Source organism: Streptomyces sp. PCS3-D2 (assembly GCF_000612545.2).
GTDB lineage: Bacteria > Actinomycetota > Actinomycetes > Streptomycetales > Streptomycetaceae > Streptomyces.
This window is the reverse complement of record NZ_CP097800.1, coordinates 4,816,699-4,833,126: the sequence shown is the minus strand read 5'-3', so window position 1 is coordinate 4,833,126 and position 16,428 is coordinate 4,816,699. Positions and strand designations below refer to the sequence as shown.

The 16,428-nt window shown below is 72.6% G+C and carries 14 protein-coding genes, 1 tRNA gene and 1 pseudogene; 9 read left to right on the top strand and 7 right to left on the bottom strand.

Features of this window, described 5'->3' with window-relative positions:
• Positions 1-24 precede the first annotated feature (24 nt).
• On the bottom strand, positions 25-621 hold the full coding sequence (locus AW27_RS21290) for a histidine phosphatase family protein (RefSeq protein WP_037923460.1): 597 nt from the start codon (positions 619-621) through the stop codon (positions 25-27).
• A gap of 125 nt (positions 622-746) precedes the next feature.
• Here AW27_RS21290 and AW27_RS21285 point away from each other — a divergent pair, with 125 nt between their 5' ends.
• The 3 genes from AW27_RS21285 to AW27_RS21275 are packed head-to-tail and all read left to right on the top strand — an operon-like array spanning position 747 to position 4,839.
• Entirely contained in the window at positions 747-1,916 is a 1,170-nt protein-coding gene (locus AW27_RS21285) for a hypothetical protein (protein ID WP_037923458.1), read from the top strand.
• A complete protein-coding gene (locus AW27_RS21280) occupies positions 1,904-3,493 on the top strand; it encodes a hypothetical protein (protein WP_037923455.1) in 1,590 nt (529 codons plus the stop codon). Before AW27_RS21285 ends, AW27_RS21280 begins: the two co-directional genes overlap by 13 nt.
• Complete coding sequence (locus tag AW27_RS21275; protein WP_370466528.1) at positions 3,490-4,839, top strand: AAA domain-containing protein; 1,350 nt, start codon at positions 3,490-3,492, stop codon at positions 4,837-4,839. The genes AW27_RS21280 and AW27_RS21275 overlap by 4 nt, the downstream gene beginning before the upstream one ends.
• A 19-nt stretch (positions 4,840-4,858) precedes the next feature.
• Here the strand turns inward: AW27_RS21275 and AW27_RS21270 are convergent, their stop codons facing one another.
• A complete protein-coding gene (locus AW27_RS21270) occupies positions 4,859-5,341 on the bottom strand; it encodes a MarR family winged helix-turn-helix transcriptional regulator (protein ID WP_037923453.1) in 483 nt (160 codons plus the stop codon).
• Between the two features lie 111 nt (positions 5,342-5,452).
• Here AW27_RS21270 and AW27_RS21265 point away from each other — a divergent pair, with 111 nt between their 5' ends.
• The 4 genes and pseudogenes from AW27_RS21265 to AW27_RS21250 all read left to right on the top strand — a co-directional run bounded on the left by AW27_RS21265 (position 5,453) and on the right by AW27_RS21250 (position 7,415).
• A complete protein-coding gene (locus tag AW27_RS21265) occupies positions 5,453-6,034 on the top strand; it encodes an NADPH-dependent FMN reductase (RefSeq protein WP_037923450.1) in 582 nt (193 codons plus the stop codon).
• Between the two features lie 205 nt (positions 6,035-6,239).
• Entirely contained in the window at positions 6,240-6,584 is a 345-nt protein-coding gene (locus tag AW27_RS21260; RefSeq protein WP_037923449.1) for a hypothetical protein, read from the top strand.
• A gap of 142 nt (positions 6,585-6,726) precedes the next feature.
• Positions 6,727-7,351 (top strand): annotated as a pseudogene (locus tag AW27_RS21255) (bifunctional DNA primase/polymerase).
• Positions 7,342-7,415 (top strand) — tRNA-Lys (locus tag AW27_RS21250). Before AW27_RS21255 ends, AW27_RS21250 begins: the two are co-directional and overlap by 10 nt.
• Before the next feature lie 43 nt (positions 7,416-7,458).
• Here AW27_RS21250 and AW27_RS21245 read toward each other — a convergent pair.
• A complete protein-coding gene (locus AW27_RS21245) occupies positions 7,459-8,694 on the bottom strand; it encodes a M6 family metalloprotease domain-containing protein (RefSeq protein ID WP_078556638.1) in 1,236 nt (411 codons plus the stop codon).
• A 345-nt stretch (positions 8,695-9,039) separates the two neighbouring features.
• Between AW27_RS21245 and AW27_RS21240 the strand changes: the two genes are divergently transcribed.
• Entirely contained in the window at positions 9,040-10,920 is a 1,881-nt protein-coding gene (locus AW27_RS21240) for a putative bifunctional diguanylate cyclase/phosphodiesterase (protein ID WP_037923441.1), read from the top strand.
• 158 nt (positions 10,921-11,078) lie between these two features.
• Complete coding sequence (locus AW27_RS21235) at positions 11,079-11,783, top strand: ALF repeat-containing protein (RefSeq protein ID WP_037923438.1); 705 nt, start codon at positions 11,079-11,081, stop codon at positions 11,781-11,783.
• Positions 11,784-11,841: 58 nt separating this feature from the next.
• Here AW27_RS21235 and AW27_RS21230 read toward each other — a convergent pair whose 3' ends face one another.
• From AW27_RS21230 to AW27_RS21215, 4 genes are all read right to left on the bottom strand, one after another.
• The gene (locus tag AW27_RS21230) at positions 11,842-12,102 is read right to left on the bottom strand and encodes a DUF397 domain-containing protein (protein WP_037923436.1); all 261 of its coding nucleotides are present in this window, start codon (positions 12,100-12,102) and stop codon (positions 11,842-11,844) included.
• Complete coding sequence (locus tag AW27_RS21225) at positions 12,062-12,910, bottom strand: helix-turn-helix domain-containing protein (protein ID WP_037923434.1); 849 nt, start codon at positions 12,908-12,910, stop codon at positions 12,062-12,064. The genes AW27_RS21230 and AW27_RS21225 overlap by 41 nt, the downstream gene beginning before the upstream one ends.
• Before the next feature lie 158 nt (positions 12,911-13,068).
• A complete protein-coding gene (locus AW27_RS21220; protein WP_037923432.1) occupies positions 13,069-14,760 on the bottom strand; it encodes a glycosyl hydrolase family 18 protein in 1,692 nt (563 codons plus the stop codon).
• A 256-nt stretch (positions 14,761-15,016) separates the two neighbouring features.
• A complete protein-coding gene (locus tag AW27_RS21215) occupies positions 15,017-16,180 on the bottom strand; it encodes an LLM class flavin-dependent oxidoreductase (RefSeq protein ID WP_078556636.1) in 1,164 nt (387 codons plus the stop codon).
• Between the last annotated feature and the right edge of the window lie 248 nt (positions 16,181-16,428).

Below are 16,428 nucleotides of genomic sequence, written 5' to 3'. Positions count from 1 at the left end.
CCGGCCCGGCCCGCGGAGCCGGTGCTAGACGTCCAGGTGGCCCGTGTCGTTCCAGCGTTCCAGCGCGGGCGCGCCGTAGGCCCAGCCGAGGACCGACAGGGACGTCGGCTCAAGGCGGATCCGGGCGCCGAAGGAGGCGTCGAAGCCCAGCCAGCGCGCGGCCAGGGTGCGCAGGATGTGCCCGTGGGCGAAGACGAGAACGTCCCGCTCCGCCGAGCGCGCCCACGCCACGACCTCGTCCGCGCGCGCGGAGACGTCCGCGACGGACTCGCCGCCGGGGACGCCGTCGCGCCAGATCAGCCAGCCCGGCCGGACCGCCTGTATCTCCGACGGCGTCATGCCCTCGTAGTCGCCGTAGTCCCACTCCAGCAGCGCGTCCCACGGCTCGGCCCGCGCGCCGAAGCCCGCCAGGTCGCAGCTCTCGCTCGCGCGGACCAGCGGGCTGGTGCGCACCTGCAGGCCGGGCAGGCCCCGCCACGGGTCGCGGGCCAGGCGTTCGCCGAGCAGCTTCGCGCCCTGCCTGCCCTCCTCCAGCAGCGGCACGTCCGTGCGCCCGGTGTGCTTGCCGAGCTGGGACCACGCCGTCTGGCCGTGCCGGGCCAGCAGGATGCGGGGGGCCATGAGAATCTCCCGGTCGGTGCGTTTCCTCGTCCGTCCATCATCCATCACGCCCCCGACCTGCTCTCCCACCGGCCCTTTTCCCGGCTCCGCACACGATTGTCAGTGGCGGATGGGAGACTTCCGCGGTGAGCTCCTACCCGCCCAGCAGCCCCGCGCAGCCGACCACGCTGCGGCAGCGGCTCGCCGGCCTGCGAGGCCCCGCCGTACCACCCCGCCCGCTCGACGCCCGGGCGCTCGCGGCCCTCGCCGCCAACCCCGGCTGCGGCAGACGCGCCCTGCTCGACGGCGCCGGCGTGGACAAGAACGCCCTCGCCACGGCCCTGGGCTCGCCCGCCGCCTTCGGCCAGTCGCAGTTCGCCATCATCCGCGGCAACTCCTTCGAGGCGAAGGTCAAGGGGGACGGCGGGGCCGAGCTGCTGCGGCTGGTGCACGCGCACCTGGACGCGTCCGCCGAGCCTCCCGGCGCCGGCGCCCTCGTCCCCGACCTGACGGCCGCCGGGCCCGAGGGCCGCGCCGCCCGGACCGCCCTGGCCCTGCGCGAGGCCACCTCGGCGAAGGACTGGACCCTGCTGGACCACCCGATGCTGGCCCTGGAGGTGGCCGGCACCCCGGCATACCTGGAGCCGGACGCCGTCGTGGTGCACCCCGACGGCCGCTGGACCGTGGTGGAGATCAAGTCGTTCCCGATGATCGACGCGGCCGCGGACGCCGCGAAGGTGGGCGCGGCGGCCCGCCAGGCCGCCGTCTACGTCCTGGCCCTGGAGCGGATCGCCGGGAAGCTGGCCGGTGCCGAGGTCGGCCACAGCGTGCTGCTGGTCTGCCCGAAGGACTTCTCCAACCTGCCCACCGCCGCTCCCGTCGACATCCGCCGCGAGCGCTCCGTGACCCGCCGCCAGCTGGACCGGCTGACCCGGGTCGACGAGCTGGCCGCCGCACTGCCCGAGGGGCTCAGTTTCGACCCGGAGCGGCCCGCCGAGGAGCTGGCCGAGGCGGTGTCCGCGGTGGACGCCGCCTACGCGCCCGAGTGCCTGGCCGCCTGCGAGCTGGCGTTCCACTGCCGGGAGCGGGCCCGCGCCGCCGGCGAGGTGACGGCCCTGGGCCGTTCCGTACGGGGCGAGCTGGGCGCGCTGACCACCGTCGAGGAGGCCCTTGCGGCCGCCGCCGGCGCCGGCTGCACCGAGGACCCCACCGCCGCCGCCCTGCACCGCGCGGCCACGCTGCGCGCCGAGGCGCTGGAACGGGCCGCCGCCCTGCCCCGCCCGCACGTCCCGGAGAGCCCGGAATGCCCCTGCTGAGCACCCTGGCCCGGCTGGAGGCCGTCCGCGCCGGCCGCGCGCAGCCGCTCGCGACCGTGCGCCACCGCCACCTGAGCGACAAGCCGTTGGTCTTCGTGCCGCTGACCACGGCCGGCGAGGCCGGAGCGCCGCTGGGCGCGATGGTCGGCACCGATCCGGACGAGCCGCGGGTCTTCGTGATACCCCAGCCCCGCGACCGGGACCTGCGCTGGGCGTTCCTCGCGGACCTCGCGGTCCACGTGCTGGCGCACATCGAGGCGTACGCCGACGACGTGGAGCCGGCCGAGCGGAGCGAGACCGACCCGGAGACGGGCAAGCGGGTGAAGGTCGAGACCGAGCTGTGCGTGGACGCCCCGCAGCTGATCGTGCCGAGCCGGGCGGGCATCGAGTACGTGCGGCTGCTCGGGCGGTCGATGCGCTTCAGGCGCACCGCCGAGGAGGATCCGGACCATCCCCATCCGGCGCCGTCGCGGGTGCCGCTGCTGGGGCGCTGGTTCACGCACCTGGGCGAGCGGGCCCGAGTGCCCGGATCCTCGATGCTGCTGTCGGCGACGGACCTGCTGTCCCGGCACTGGGCGACGGGCCAGAGCAATCTGGAGGACCAGCACCTGGGCGCACTCCTGGCCTGGATCGACCCGCCCGCGGGCGGGTCGGGTGCCGAGGCGGCCCTGCGCGCCGAGCTGGGCCGCGACGGGCACGGGCAGTTGCTGTGCCCGCCGGCCGGTCCGGCCACCGACCCGGCCTTCGACAACAAGCTGCTCGCGCCGGCCATCGCCCGCTACGACGCGGCGCGCGCGGCCCTGGCGGCCGGGCCCGGGGAGGACGACCGCGCGGTGCGCGAGGCCGAGCGCGCGGTGCGTCGGCTGGTCGTGGAGCAGATGTCGAGCACCTGGCGGGCCACCTGGACCGCGATCGGCCTGGCCCGCGCCCTGCCGCCGGGCGAGCGGGCGGAGGAGCGCTGGACGCGCGACCGCTGGTCGTACACCGGCCACCGGGACCGCGTACGGGCCGGCGAGCCGCCGCAGCCGCGCCGCGACGACGCGGTGACGGCGGCCCAGAAGCTGGCCACGCGGGAGACCGAGCAGGTGCGGCTGGACGCTCAGGAGGCGCTGGACGACCCCCTGGTCATGGCGGGCCGGCGGCTTGCGGGCGAGGCCTTCGAGGGCGAGGTCACCGAGGTCGTGATGGAGTGGACGGAGTCGAAGCGGCCCAGTCCGCGGCCGCTGGTGACGGTGTCCTCGCAGGACCGGCCGCAGCTCGCGGACGGCGGCGGTGCGACGGTGTACCGCGTGCTGGACGGGGACGGACGGTCGCAGAGCGCGCGGTTCGTCCGTTTCGAGGAGGACGGGCAGGTGGTGCTGCGGCTCCTCGACAAGATGGGACGCGGCCGGGACCCGGAGCCGGGTTCCGTACCGGAGGAGGGGGACCGCGTGTGCTGGACGCTCTTCGAGCACGACGCGCGCGGCGGCCCGAAGCTCCCGGACCCGGAGCGGACGCCGTGGACCCACGGTGGTCCGCCGGGGTCCGGGGCCGCCCTCCACCTGCCCGACGCCGTCACCGAGGAGGACATCCTGTGACTCCCGTGTCCGCGCCCGCCGCCTTCGATCCGGGTGCGGCGGCCGCCCGGGCGACCGCCGCGATCCTGCACGACACCCTGCACGGGACCGAGCAGGGTGTCGTGGTCGACTCCCCGCCCGGCGCCGGGAAGTCCACGCTCGTCGTCCGGGCGTCCCGGGAGCTGGCCGCGGCCGGCCGCCGGCTGATGGTGGTGGCGCAGACGAACGCGCAGGTCGACGACCTGGTGCTGCGGCTGGCCGAGAAGGACCCGGAGTTGAAGGTCGGCCGGCTGCACAGCAGCGAGGGCGACTCCTACGACCCGGCGCTGCGGGAGCTGCCGTCGGTGACCCTCTCGGCCAGGCCGGGGGACCTCGCGGAACTGCCGATCACCCTCTCCACGGCCGCGAAGTGGGCGTTCGTGAAGGACGTCGAGCCGTGGCAGCACGCGATCGTCGACGAGGCGTACCAGATGCGCTCCGACGCTCTGCTGGCCGTGGCCGGGCTGTTCGAGCGGGCGCTGTTCGTGGGCGACCCGGGGCAGCTGGACCCGTTCAGCGTGGTGGGTGCGGAGCAGTGGGCGGGGCTGTCCTACGACCCGTCGGCGTCTGCGGTGAGCACGCTGCTCGCGCACAACCCGCAGCTGCCGCAGCACCGGCTGCCGGTGTCCTGGCGGCTCCCGGCGACGGCGGCGCCGCTGGTCTCGCGCGCCTTCTACCCGTACACGCAGTTCCGCAGCGGTACGGGGCCGGGCGATCGGAAGCTCTCGTACGGGGTGCCCTCGGACGGGTCGGGCCCGGACCGGGTGCTGGACGAGGCCGCCGAGGCGGGCTGGGGCCTGCTGGAGCTGCCGGCGCGGCACACGCCGCGCACCGATCCGGAGGCGGTCGGCGCGGTGGCCCGGGTGGTGCGCCGGGTCCTGGACCGCGGGGCGGTGACCTCCGACGAGCAGTCCGCGGGGCCGGTGCCGCTGACGGCCGACCGGATCGCGGTCGGTACGGCACACCGCGACCAGGCGGCGGCGGTTCGTGCGGCGCTGGCCGCCCTCGGGGTCGGCGGGGTCACGGTGGACACGGCGAACCGGCTGCAGGGCCGCGAGTACGACCTCACCGTGGTGCTGCACCCGCTGTCGGGGCGCCCGGACGCGACCGCCTTCCATCTGGAGACGGGCCGGCTGTGCGTGCTGGCCTCCCGACACCGGCACGCCTGCGTGGTGGTGGCCCGGGCGGGCATAGCGGAGCTGCTGGACGACCATCCGTCGACCGAGCCGGTGCAGCTGGGCGTGACGATGAAGTTCCCGGACGGCTGGGAGGCCAACCACTCCGTCCTGGCGCACCTGGCGGAGCACCGGGTGTCCTGGCGGCCGTAGGGGGTCGGGGCGCTCCGCTTCAGCCCCCGGCCTTGCGGTGGGCGCCGAAGCGGCGCCGGAGCACTTCGCCCACCTCGGCCAGGGCCTGCAGCTGCTGCGGGGTCAGGACGTCGATCAGGTGGCGGCGCACCGATTCGACGTGGAGCGGTGCGGCGTCGGTGATCGCGGCCACCCCGGTGTCGGTGAGGACCACCTCCGCGCCGCGGCCGTCGGTCGCGACGTCCTCGCGGCGGACGAGGCCACGCTGTTCCATGCGGGTGAGCTGGTGGGAGAGCCGGCTGCGGGACCACTGCATCAGCTCGGCCAGTGCGCTGATGCGCATGCGGCGGCCGTCGGTGGAGCCGAGCACGGACAGCACGTCGTAGTCGGCTTCCGACAGCCCGCTGTCCTGGTTGAGGTCGCGCGCGATCTCCGCGTCGACCAGCGGGAACATCCGCCGCCAGGCGTACCAGGCGTCCTGCTCGGCCTCGGTGAGCCAGCGGGGCTCGGATGCGGGGGTCATGCATTCCACTGTAGCCAGATCGATGACACATCATCTACCTGGTTGACACGTCACTCATATAACGCTTTGATAGATGACACATCAACAACTCATCGACCGGGAGTCGCCCCCATGACCCGCCTGCACGTCGTCTCCGCCGCCACCCGCCCCACCTCCTCCGGCCGCCCGCTCGCCCAGTGGGTCACCGCCCAGGCCCGCGACCACGGCGGCTTCGAGGTCACCCCCGTCGACCTCGCCGAGATCGCACTGCCCTTCCTGGACGAGCCGGAGTACGCCTCCACCGGGAACTACGCCCACCAGCACACCCGCGACTGGAGCGCCCTGGTCGACTCCGCCGACGCCTTCCTCTTCGTCCTGCCGATGTACAACGGCGGCTTCACCGCGCCCTTCAAGAACGCCATCGACTTCCTCTACGAGGAGTGGAAGGGCAAGCCGGTCGGCATCGTCAGCTACAGCGCCGGCCCCACCGGCGGCGCCCCGGCCGCCGAGATGCTGCTCCCGATCCTGACCCGCCTCGGCATGCTGCCCGCCGAGCACTCCGTCGCGGTCCCGGGCATCCCCAAGCTGATCGGCGCCGAGGGCTTCGAGGCCCCCGAGGCCCTCTCCGGCGAGCTGGCCGCGGTACTGGCCGACGTGGCCGCCCTGGCGGCCGGGCGCGAGGCGGAGCTCACGGCCGAGGCCGTCACCGCCTGAGCGGACCGCCGCGCGGGGCGGGCGCGGGCCGCCAACGACTGACGGCCGATCACCTGATCGACTCCCCCGCCACGGGACCCGCCCAGCTGCTCGCGCACCTCACCGGCCGTACGGGCGTTCCAACCCGTCGGCGCGCACCCTTGCGGGGCGCTGGACAATGGACGGTGGCCCGGAAGGATTTCGCACGCGCAGCAGGAGGACAGGAATGGCAGAGCCCGAGCGGACCGAGCGACGGCTGCGGCCGGCGCCGCTGCTCTTCGAACCCTCGGAGGCCGTGGCGGATCCGGAGCACTTCTTCGACCTGGAGTCGATCGAGGACCCGCGCGAGCTGCTGGCCCGTGCGACCGAGCTGACGCTGGCCTTCCGGTCGGCGCAGGAGCGGGCGGTGGAGTTCCAGGCGCTGGCCGCCGCGCAGCTGGCGGACCCCCGGCGGTTCGACCGGCTCACCCCGGGAGCCATCGCCGAGCGGGCGGAGTGGACCGAGGACTACGCCCTCAAGATGATCGAGTTCGGCGAGACCCTGCAGCGCGGCCGCGCCGACCTGGCCTGACGGCGGCACGGCCGGCCGCCCGCGCGGCCGGACACCGCGCATCCGGCATATGCGGGGGCAATGTACCGCCTACCCGCCCGCCCCGTCCCGGCTTTCGGTAACTCCGCGGGTTCGACCCGCTACGGCAGGTAGACCTTGGCATATGACGACGCTGACGACGGCCCACGGATGCACCGCCCTCCACGCGCCCGGCGAGCGCCCGCGCACCACACCCGCCCCGCACGTCACCGCGCAGGGGGCCGCCTGGCTCGCCTCGGCCTCCGCGCAGCCCCGCCGCACCCTCGCCCTGTGGCAGGCCCGGCCGGGGCTGCCGGCCACGCTGCCCTGCGGGCGCGCCTTCGACGTCGTCAACGTCCCGGTGCTGCTCGGGCGCCGCGTCCTGGACCTGCTCCGGGCCGAGGGGCCCGGCTCCGGCCCGGTCGCCGTGCACCGCGGTCGGATGCTGCTCTTCGCCACCCCCGGCACCGCACCCCGGCTGCCCGCCCTGCTGGCGTGGGAGGAGTGGGGGACCTCACGCCGCGCCCCGGCGCCGCTGTGTCACGGCCGCGGCGACGCCGTCACCGTCCCGCCGCTCGCCTCCGGCCCCGGCGGGTCACGCTGGCTCGCAGCCCCCGACGTCCGGGAACCCTGGCTCCCCGGGCCCGAGGCCCTGCTCTGGGCCTTCGTACGGGCGGCCCGCACCGCCGCACCGACGGGACCTGGGGATATCGATTTTTCGTTCCGCCGATCCTCCTGCTAATGTCTTCCTCGTCAGCAAGCGCCGCTAGCTCAGTTGGTTAGAGCAGCTGACTCTTAATCAGCGGGTCCGGGGTTCGAGTCCCTGGCGGCGCACAGACGGGAGAAGGCCCCCCACGCAAGTGGGGGGCCTTCTTCGTCATGTCGTGATCTTCACCGTGTACGCGCCGGACCTGGTGCGGTCGGCCACCTCGATGGTGATCCGCTCCCCCGGCACCGTGTACGTCTCGCCCACCTCCAGCGGGGCGTCGGCCAGCGGCGGGTAGACCGAGCGGTCCCAGCACGCCTCCGTCTGCGGGTGCGCGTCCAGCACCTCGATGGGGCCGCCGCCGGAGGCCGCTTCGTTGCGTACCCGGTAGACGAGGACGCCTTCGGTGCAGGTGCCGCCGTCGTTGCCGGACGAGCCCCGGGCCTCGACGGCGATCGCGCTGCCCGGCCCCGTCCGGATGACCGCGAGCCGGGTCCCGCCCGTGCCGCCGCTGGGCGGTGCCTGCCCGAGCGGCTGCAGGGTGTGCAGCGACGAGCCCGACTGCACACAGTCCACCTGGGAGGCGTCCAGCCAGCCCAGCTTCCACTTGTGCCAGGCGAAGAGGTCCGGGGACATCCCGAACTGGCTGCCCATGACGTCCCAGTCGCCGACGTAGGTGTCCCAGTCGCCCTTGCCGTCGGTGGGGCGGTGGTAGAGGTCCGGCAGGTCGAAGACGTGGCCGGTCTCATGCGCGAGTACGTTGCGGTCCGGCGGGTGGCGCTCGAAGACGGTGACGATCCGGCGCAGCTCCGCACCGTCCGCGATGATCGGGCGGTCGAAGTTCACGACCTTCGTGGCGTCGGAGTCCACCCCGGGGGCGTCGGGGTCGGCGACGAAGTAGACGATGTCGTACTGGGCGAAGTCCACCCGGGGGTCGGCCGCGGCGACCGCATCGCGCAGGTAGGCGGCCCGGTCGCCGGGGGCCCAGTCACGCTTTATGCCGTACGCGGTGGACGGGAGCGGCATCTGGATCCACTCCTTCTGCGGGTGCGGGACCAGGCGGAACCGGCCGTAGGAGGCCTGCTCGAAGAAGTCGCTGGTGGCGGGGAAGTAGTCGCGGGTGAGCAGCTCGGGCGTCAGGGTGCCCCGGTGATCAGGGAAGGAGAGGAAGACCATCACCGCGTCGAGGGTGCGTTCGGGCTTGGGGTAGGAGCCGTTCCAGGAGTCCAGCCCCAGGGAGTGGTGCGCCGCCGTGCGGGTCAGGGCGCAGGGCCCGGCGCCGGAATCGGCCACCGCGGGACCCGCGACGAGCGACATGGCGGCGAGCGCCGTCAGGGAAGTGAGCGCCGCGGCGGTACTTCGGACGCGAGAGCGGTCCACTCCCCCGGGTGTCTGCTGACGCGTCACATCGACCTCCGGTGGTGGATTCGTTCCTGTTTAGCCACCTTGAGGCGATTGTCTTACTTATGCCCTGTTCCGCTGCCCCACACGAGTGAGCGGTACGGCAAGCCGGTGACCCCCGGACTTCACGCCACCACCTACAGAGCGTCACGACCGATCACCAGAGATCAGGAGGGGGCGCGACCCGCTCAGAGCCGCACGGAATCGATCAGGCGGTCCCGGTCCGACGATCCGTCATCACGCCGAACCGCCGCGTCTCATCCGGTGACGCCGCTGGATAGGGCCTCCCGGCAGCCTCTATGATCGGCACACTTTCCTGCACGGACACTCACGAACACTGCGGGGCCAACGGTGAGCGGAACCTCAGAAGGAACCGGTTCGGCGGCCGACAGCATCCGATCGGCCACTACGGAGCGTCACCCATCAGTGCCGGTGCTGCCGTCGGTTCCGTCGGCGTCTCATCGCGCCGAGTCCGAACTGCGCGACTACCGGGCCGCCTTCAACGCGGCACACCTCCCCATGGCCGTCGTGGACCGCGAGGGCTACGTGGTGACGGCCAATCAGGCCTTCGCCTGTCTGCTGGGCAGCGAACCGCACCTGCTCGTCCACCGGTCCGCCGCCGACCTGGTGGACCTGGCCGCGGAGGCCCGCACCTGGGCCGCGTACCAGGAGGTCCTGCGCGGCCGCCAGGCCCGGCTGCGCTGCACCCGCCGCCTCAAGCACCCCGATGGGCACTCGCTGTGGACCGAGGTCACCCTGGGGCCCGTACCCGGCACCGGGAACGTCCTGCTGTCCGTCTCCGACATCAGCGACCGGCGCGACCTCCAGGCCCGGCTGCGGCACCTCCAGATGCACGACCCGGTCACGCGGCTGCCCAACCGGGCGCTGTTCTTCGAGCGGCTCTCCGCCGCCCTGGAGGCCTCCACGTACGACCACGGCGGCGGCACCGGCCGGATCGGGCTGTGCTACCTGGACCTCGACGGCTTCAAGGCCGTCAACGACACTCTCGGCCACCGCGTCGGCGACCGGCTGCTGACGGCCGTCGCCTCCCGCCTCACCCAGTGCGCGGACCAGTCCGGCTACGGGCGCACGGGCGGGCACCTGGTAGCACGGCTCGGCGGAGACGAGTTCGCCGTGCTCGTGGAGGACTCCACCGGCACCGAGCAGCTCGCGGACCTGGCGCGCAGCGTGTTGACGGCCGTGCAGGAGCCGTTCGACCTGGCCGGACAGCGGCTGTCGGTCTCCGCCTCCATCGGCGTGGTCGAGCGGGCCACGGACGGGACCTCGGCGACCGGGCTGATGCAGGCCGCCGACACGACCCTGTACTGGGCCAAGGCGGACGGCAAAGCCCGCTGGACCCTCTTCGACCCGGAGCGCAACGCGCACCGCATGACTCGGCAGGCGCTGTCCTCGACGCTCCGGCCGGCCGTGGAACGGGGCGAGTTCGCCCTGGAGTACCAGCCGCTGGTGGACCTGGAGAGCGGTGCGCTGCGCGGTGTCGAGGCCCTGGTGCGCTGGCGGCACCCGCAGTTCGGCACGCTGACGCCGAATCGGTTCATCGGCATCGCCGAGGAGGACGGTTCCATCGTCCAGTTGGGCCAGTGGGTCCTGCGGACGGCATGCCGGCAGGCACGCCGCTGGCAGATCGAACAGCCGAGCGACGCCCCGGTCTTCGTGTCCGTCAACGTCGCCGTGCGGCAGGTGTGGGACTCGGACCTGGTGGGCGACGTCGCGGAGATCCTGGCCGAGACGGGCCTGGCCCCACAGCTGCTCCAGCTGGAGCTGACCGAGTCGGCGGTGATGGGCTCGGCCGGACGGCCGCTCCAGGCGCTCCAGGCGCTGAGCGACATGGGGGTGCGCATCGCCATCGACGACTTCGGCACCGGCTACTCGAACCTGGCCTACCTCAGCCGGCTGCCGGTCTCGGTGCTGAAGCTGGACGGCTCCTTCGTACGCGGCTTCCGCTACGACGAGGGCGCGCACCCGAACCCGGCCGACGAGACCATCGTCGAAGCCCTGGTCCAGCTCGCCCACCGGCTGGGCCTCACGGTGACCGCGGAGTGCGTGGAGACGGCCGGACAGGCGGCCCGGCTGCGGCGCGTGGGCTGCGACACCGGGCAGGGCTGGCTGTACTCGCGGGCGGTCCCCCCGGACGTGATCGCCGGCATGATCGGCCGCCGGACGAAGCCCGCCGCCCAGGCGGACGTACCGGCTCCGCATCCGCCGGTCTGACGGCCGCGGCCGGCGGCCGGCGGACGTTCGGGAGTGTGAGATTGGCCGCCGACGGGAACCGAACGGCCTGGCCTACTGGGCAGTTGTCCCACCGGATCCCCCTTGCGAAGATCGTCTTGCTGTCGCGACCGGACAGCTCTTTCGATCCGGGGGACCCCATGAAAATGACCCGCACCGCCCTCGCCCTGACCGTCGGCGCCCTGGCACCGGCCCTGCTGCTCGCCACTCCGTCCCTGGCCACCGCCGCGCCGGTCACGGCGTCGGCGAGCACGGTGATCGGCTCGGACGCGGAGAACACCGCCGCCATCGCCCGCATCCTCGCCGACCCGGCGAGCGGCAGGGGTGTGATCCGCGAGGCGAACAGTGCCCTCAGCGGCACGCCCGAGGACCGCGTCGCCTTCCTGACCACCGGCTACGCCAAGGCTCAGGACGAGGACAACATGGTCGCCATCGCCCGCATCCTCGCCGACCCGGCGAGCGGCAGGGGTGTGATCCGCGAGGCGAACAGTGCCCTCAGCGGCACGCCCGAGGACCGCGTCGCCTTCCTGACCACCGGCTACGCCAAGGCTCAGGACGAAGACAACATGGTCGCCATCGCCCGCATCCTGCACACCAACCCGGCCACCGGAAAGGGCGTCAAGCGCGAGGCCAGCAAGGCCCTGGACGGCACCCCGGCCGACCGTGCGGCGTTCCTCGCCACCGGGCTGCGGCTCGCCCGGGCCGAGGACGACCGCGTGGACGTCGCCCGCATCCTGGCCCGCCCGGGCATCAGCGCCGCGCTGCGCGCCGCCGCCGAGAAGGCGATCGAGGGCACCCCCGAGGAGCTGCGGCACTTCATCACGGTCGGCCAGTACCAGGTCTGACCGGCCCCACCCGCACCACGAGCCGCTTCGAGGGCCTGCCTCGAAGCGGCTCGGCGGGTCAGACGCTGCAGGCGAAGGCGGCGAACGCCGCCGCCCCGACGGTGAAGGCGGGCCCGTCGGGGTTCTTGGAATCCCGGACGGCGACCCGGCACGGCTGCGCGGCCACCTCGACGCACTCGCCGCCGTTGGTGCTGCTGTACGAAGCCTTGCGCCAGGCGGCGCCGTCGAGCGGGGCGCACTCGACGCAGTCGCCGCCGGTCCCACCGCTGTAGCTGGACTTACGCCAAAGCGCGCCCGTCAGACTGTTCTGGGTTCCCATAACGTTCCTCCCGTACGCGGGCGATCAGTGCCGCGGAATCGTCCATGGAGAGCGCGGCAGCCTGCAGATGATCGTAGCGATGTGCACAGTCGCTGGCCGTCTCGGGATTCGCCGTCACATGGGCCGAGCCGTAGCTCTCGGCGTAGACGACATCCGGTTCCTTCTCGAATCGGAGAACATTGAACGCCCCTACTGTGGCCGGGTGTTGCCCGGAGCTGAACGGGAGGATCTGAATACGCACGGTCCTCAGGTCCCGAAACTCCAGCAACCGGTCCAGTTGCTCCCGCATGATCTCGGGACTCTCGAACGGGCGGTGCAGCACGGCCTCGTCCAAGACCACCCAGACCAGTGGCGGACGCTCCCTGCTGAGGATGCGCTGGCGTTCCAACCGAGCCGCAACCGCGTCATCGAGGCTCTCGCCCCACCCTGCGCGAAGTACCGCTCGCGCGTACCTCTCCGTCTGCAGGAGTCCGTACACCAGCTGCGGCTGGAACGAAGAGATGTGTGTGGCCCTCGCTTCCATCTCGGCGTACGCCTGGAACCAGTTCGGCAACTGGGTCCGCAGGACAAGCCCCACCAGGCGGGAGAACACCCCGCCCGTATTCAGGGCCGCATCCACCCGCTCCGAGAAGTCGCGGGTCGGGACGCGGCGGCCGTTTTCGACCATGCCGATCAGGGAGCCCGTGCAGAAGATGATCGCGCCGAGCTGCGACTGTTTCAGGCCCGCTTCCTCTCTCAGGCGGCGCAGCTCGTAGCTGTAGTAGTCCAGCGGCGAGGCGCTGGGATCGATGTCGCGGGCCAGGACCATGGGACGGCACCCCCAAGCGGGAAGCGGGCTTGTGGCCGAGCGTAACGAGGTCACTACGGCAGGGTGTCCGGAATCCGGCAACCATGTCACACACCTCCGCCCCGCCCCTGGGAGAGGGGGCGGGGCGGAGGCGTCGCTCGGCGCGGGGTGGGGGGAGATCAGCAGGCGCCGAGGTCCTTCCAGACACCCCATTCACCGGTGGTGCCCGGCGTCTCGTTCTGCGTCCACCACTGGGCCTTGTACGTGCGGCCGTTGTGGGAGACCTCGTTGCCTGCGGTGTAGATCGTGCCCGCGACGTAGGCCGGGGTCGAGCCGCAGCCGGTCGGAGGCTGCGTGGTCGGCGGGGTCGTCGTCGGCGGCGTGGTGGTCGGCGGCGTCGTGGGAGGCGTGGTCGGCGGGACCGTGGTGCCGCCCAGGGCGTCGGAGATCTGGCCCAGCAGCGTGGCGTTGTTGTCGAGGCCGAGCAGGGAGTACATCATCGCGCCGGCCAGGCCGCGCTGCTTGCCGTAGTCGACCCGGGCCTGGATGGACTTCTGGTTCAGGCCCGTGAAGAACTCGCCGTCCTTGTAGAAGTACGAGGACTTCGACTGGTCGTCCCAGAAGGTGGTCGCCGGGTTGTCGACGATGCCGCCGAGCTCCTTGTAGTGCGCGATGCCCGCCTGCTGGCTGAGCGGTCGCGCGGCGGAGCCGCCGGTCGCGGTCTGGGCGAGGCCGTTGGTGCTGCCGGCCGGAACGCCCTTCCAGCCGCGGTAGTAGAACTCGTAGCCCAGGGTCAGCTTGTCGGCGGGGAAGCCGCCGGTGATGCCGTAGGCCGGGTTGCCGTCGATCCAGGAGTCGATGGCGTTGTCGATGCTGTACTTCTCGGTGCCCGGCGCGATCGGGTCGGTCGGGTCGGCCGCGGACGGGTACAGCGGGGACTGGTGGTACGTCGGCCCGTCGCCGTCCCAGGCCCCGTGCATGTCGTACGTCATGATGTTGGCGTAGTCCAAGTACTGGCCGATCTTGTCGGTCTCGATGTACTTGATCTTGTCCTGGCCGGCCGGGAGGGCCGCGGTCAGCATGTACTTCTTGCCGCCGTTGGCCGCGCCCTCGGCGTCGAGCTGCTTGCGGAACTCCTGGAGCAGCAGGGTGAAGTTCTGCTTGTCTTCGGGGCCGTAGTGGTTGCCCAGGTGGCCGCCGGAGGAGCCCGGGTACTCCCAGTCGATGTCGATGCCGTCGAAGATGCCCGCCGCGGTGCCGGGACCGCCGAAGCCGCCCTCCACCGGGAGGTCACCCTTGATGTACTGCTTGATGCAGGAGGCGACGAACTTCTTGCGGGAGGCGTCGGTCTTGGCCGCGTCGTGGAAGTACTTGGAGTACGTCCAGCCGCCCAGCGAGATGTTGATCTTCAGGTGGGGGTACTTGGCCTTCAGTTCCTTGAACTGGTTGAAGACGCCCACGATCGGCTGGTCCCACTTGTCGGCGACGCCGTCCACGCTGTCGGCCGCGCTGAAGGACTTCTGGTAGTCGGCGTAGCTGTCGCCCGCGCCGTCACCGGCGTTGGGGTTGTTGTCGTCGCCGGCCGCCTTGTTCGCCTCGAAGCAGGTGAGCTCGGTGGGGTGGATGTTGCCGAACGAGTAGTTGATGATGTCCAGCTTGCTCGCTATGCCCCGGGTGTCGAGGTGCTTGGGGTAGAAGGCGTTCCCGTACACGCTCCACTGGTCGTAGTAGGCGATGCGGACGCCGCCCGCCGTGGCTCCGGCCGCGGCGTCGGCGGCCTGGGCGGTGCCGAGTCCCGCGAAGGAGGCAAGCGCTCCGGCTGCCAGCGCGACCGTTGCGGCGGCCGCGGCGAAGGGTTTACGGATGTGCATGTACTGCCTCCGGGGGGGCTGGGAGGAGAGTGCTGGAGGTTCGGGTGAGAGAAGTGATAGCGATCACTCACGCCCCGCGTCAATGGTTCGGACCAAAGAAGGACTAGACCACTCCCGCGCCATTTACCCAAGTCAGAGACGTGAGCGCACATCAGAAACCGCTCGCCACCCCGGGTGACGAGCGGTTTAAGGCTCCCTTGAGACAGCCTCCGGCAAGGTTTCGGCAACAAACCAGCCAAACCCCGTTCTCCTGACGTCAGCCGACCGAGGGCGCCGACTCCGGCATGCCGTAGGCATCGGCGACCAGAGCGTAGGAGCGCAGTCGCGCGGCCCCGCTGTGGGCGTTGGTCGTCAGCATCAGCTCGTCCGCCCCGGTGCGTCGGGCGAGGCCGTCGAGGCCGTCGGCGACCGCGCCGGATGTGCCGTGGACGATGTTGGCGAGCCAGCCGTCCACGAACTCCCGCTCCAGCGGGGTGTAGGGGTACGCGGCCGCTTCCTCGGGCGTGGGCACCAGCCCCGGGCGCCCGGCGCGCAGCCGCAGCATCGACAGCGCGCCCGTGAGCACCTGGGCGCGGGCCTCCTCGTCGGTGTCGGCGGCGAGCGCCGACACCCCGATGACGGCGTAGGGGGCATCCAGGACGGCCGAGGGCCGGAAGCTCCTGCGGTAGAGGTCGAGCGCGGGCAGCGTGCCCGCCGCCGAGAAGTGGTGGGCGTAGGCGAAGGGCAGGCCCAGCTCTCCGGCGAGCTGCGCACTGAAGCCGGAGGAGCCGAGCAGCCATAGCGGCGGCCGCCCGGCCGGACCCTGCACCGGGCCCGGTACGGCGTGCACGCGGGCGTACGGATGCCCGTCGGGGAAGTCGTCGTCGAGGAAGCGGGTGAGCTCCGCGAGCCGGCGCGGGAACTCGTCCGCACCCTCATCGAGCCGTCCGGGCCCGCGCAGTGCGGCGGCCGTGCGGCCGTCGGTGCCGGGGGCCCGGCCGAGCCCGAGGTCGATCCGCCCCGGGGCGAGCGCCTCCAGGGTGCCGAACTGTTCGGCGACGGCGAGCGGGGCATGATGGGGCAGCATCACCCCGCCGGAGCCGAGCCGGATGCGGGAGGTGTGCGCGGCGAGGTGGGCCAGGATCACGGCCGGCGAGGAGCTGGCGACGCCGGGCATGGAATGGTGCTCGGCGACCCAGTGGCGGTGGTAGCCGCGGGATTCGGCGAGGCGCGCGATCGCCACACTGGTGCGCAGGGAGTCGTGCGCGGTGCTGCCGGCGCCGACGGTGACCAGGTCCAGGACGGAGAGCGGTACGGGCGCCCGGCCGAGGGCGGTACCCCGTATGCCGCCGGGGCCGTCCTGCGCATCGACGGCCGGGCCGTCGGCGCCGCCTCCGCGCCGCCCGCTCGCCGCGCCGCCCGCGTCCCCGGTGTCACTCATCGTCGCTCCCGTACCGTCGTCCACGTCCGCGCGACGTCCGCGCGAAACCGTACGAAGAACTCGAACCGTGACCGGTCGCCGGGCATTCCCGGAGCGACGGCGCGGGACGTGTGACCACGGCATATGCCTGCGTCATAGATCGAGGCAGACGGACGCGATCGAGCCATCAATCTCCCCAACCGACGCTCCACAGGGGCCTCTTGATGGCTATCGTGGTAAGGCAAGCGGTAACAACCTGCTAGGGGGGA